This window comes from Pararhodospirillum oryzae (genome assembly GCF_007992075.1).
Taxonomy (GTDB): Bacteria; Pseudomonadota; Alphaproteobacteria; order Rhodospirillales; family Rhodospirillaceae; genus Pararhodospirillum; species Pararhodospirillum oryzae.
In genome coordinates this window covers 1-1,912 of record NZ_BJZO01000171.1, presented here as the reverse complement: position 1 = coordinate 1,912, position 1,912 = coordinate 1, and the positions used below count along the sequence as shown (strand labels likewise).

The 1,912-nt window shown below is 59.2% G+C and carries 3 protein-coding genes; 1 reads left to right on the top strand and 2 read right to left on the bottom strand.

Annotated elements, in window-relative coordinates:
- Nucleotides 1-267 precede the first annotated feature (267 nt).
- A complete protein-coding gene (locus tag ROR02_RS16305; protein ID WP_147165094.1) occupies nt 268-720 on the bottom strand; it encodes a hypothetical protein in 453 nt (150 codons plus the stop codon).
- Between the two features lie 103 nt (nt 721-823).
- A complete protein-coding gene (locus tag ROR02_RS16720; RefSeq protein ID WP_170245165.1) occupies nt 824-1,372 on the bottom strand; it encodes a hypothetical protein in 549 nt (182 codons plus the stop codon).
- 150 nt (nt 1,373-1,522) lie between these two features.
- Between ROR02_RS16720 and ROR02_RS17605 the strand changes: the two genes are divergently transcribed.
- Nucleotides 1,523-1,843 carry a helix-turn-helix domain-containing protein gene (locus ROR02_RS17605; protein ID WP_170245164.1) on the top strand — a complete coding sequence of 107 codons (321 nt, stop codon included), beginning with the start codon at nt 1,523-1,525 and terminating at the stop codon, nt 1,841-1,843.
- Nucleotides 1,844-1,912: the final 69 nt, after the last annotated feature.

The window sequence follows — 1,912 nt, the reverse complement described above, 5'->3', positions numbered from 1 at the left end:
AAAAACGCGTGCGTGCGCGACCTGTCCGCCCGGGCTTTCGAGTGTAGGGAGGTGATCGGATTGGGACACGGGGGGAGGTGGGATTTTTAGGGAAAAAGTGAGATATGGCGGGACGTTAGAGGGGAGGCGGCGGGCGGGGCGGTTTGAGACAGAATGAGGGGGATTGAGCGGAATCGGCACCCGATTTGAGACACGACGGGGGTGGGAGCAGGCGGGTTGCGAGCGCGCCCCAGGCCCGCCCCCGTCGGGGCCGCCCCAAGCGCCTGGTCAGGGACCGCAGGCGGCGGTGATGCCGGCGTTTGCGGATTTTTCGATGAGGGGATATTTCGTTTCGTAAACGTCAGCGACCGAAACGCCCGCAACGAACGGCTTATAGCCCGTGTAGGCTCCGTACCCGTTCTTGGCGTTGAATTCACCGCACACGACCTTGCCACCAGCAAAATCAACAACGCGCACACCCTTAACTCGCACGCTTTCGGGGTCCTTCATGAGATCACGAAGGCTATCAATTGCCTTCGAAACAGTCTTGTTCTGGCCGTGTTTTGAGAAATAAGGGCCGGTGTCGGATGCCATCGTCCTTACAAGGTTCATTGATAATTCAGCTAACTCGTCCTTTTCCGGCGCAGGTACTGCCGTTGTTGAGGCTTGGTTGTCCCCTCTATTGGAATGAACACAAGCGGATAAGGCTATAAGGACCACAAAAAGAAACCGCTTTACCATAGCGATACCTCCTACGCTGGAAGATGAATACTTAGAGCGGGTATCCGCCTTGAACAATTACCGACAAAGAGCATACCATTTAAAATCGACCACTCAACCGGCCTTAAGCCGAGCGTTTAGTTGAATTTGACTCGACCGGGGTTGCGCGGAGGTCGCGGGCGAGGGTGCGTAGGGCCATTTTGAGCGCGCCCGGCCAGTCGTCCGGACCGTCGCTGACGGCCACGATGTCGTTGGCGATACGGGCCGCTAGGCGCCCTAAGTCCACCGGAGCGATGCGGGCGCCGACTTCTTTGTAAGTCTTTGAAATACCATCAACAACACGCGCCATCAGGTCCTCGTCCAGTGCCTGATGGGGCTGCGAATCGCTCGACATCATTGGGCCGCAGCCAGTGACGAGCCATTGGACGGATATGTCCGAAATGCGGGCCAACCCCTCTAGAACACTTGCCGGCGGGTCGCCGCCCTGGACATATCTGCGCAATTGCTTGACGGATTTGCCGGACGCTTGCGCCGCAACATCCCAGCCAACACGCCCGCAAACGACCCCGATCCTGGTTCCGAGTTTGGACGCAGAACCCGGAACAAATGCATCAGAAACCCGGAACTGTTCCGAGTTTCCGTTATCGCATTGATTTTCTTCCGTTTTGTCCATATCGCGCACCAAACCCCAATAAGACGAACTCGGAACCCAAAAACGTCCTTGCGAAGGGACGGATTTGTCCGTACTTTCATATCCCGAACGTCAAAACACACACCCAAAAATGACCGGCCTAGCGGGGCCGGTTGGCGGAAAGGAGGAATCGTGCGCTCTGCCGTCGTACTGGACCGGACCCCGCCGGGAGACCTGCCACCGGAGACGATCAAGTGGCTGCTGGCCCGGCAAGGCCTGACCTACGCCGACGTGGACCGGGTCTACGGGCTACCCGAAGGCACCTGCCGCAAGGCGGCCCGGTACCCGGTCCTACGTGGTGAGTTGGCCTTGGCCGAAGCCCTGGGGCGATCGCCCCGGGAGCTGTGGCCCAGCCGGTACCAGACGGATGGAGCGCGCCGAAGCCCTCAACCCAAGACCAATTATGCCCCGCCGCCGCGCCAGCCCACCAGTCAAAAGCGGAGGATCGCGTGAGCAACGAACACAGCATTGGCACCGTCCTTGAAGTGCAAACCGAGTACCCCGGCCTCGTGGCCTACGAAA

Coding starts and splice junctions, on each gene's coding strand:
- ROR02_RS16305 (WP_147165094.1), bottom strand. CDS start 720: ATGGTAAAGCGGTTTCTTTTTGTGGTCCTTATAGCCTTATCCGCTTGT.
- ROR02_RS16720 (WP_170245165.1), bottom strand. CDS start 1,372: ATGGACAAAACGGAAGAAAATCAATGCGATAACGGAAACTCGGAACAG.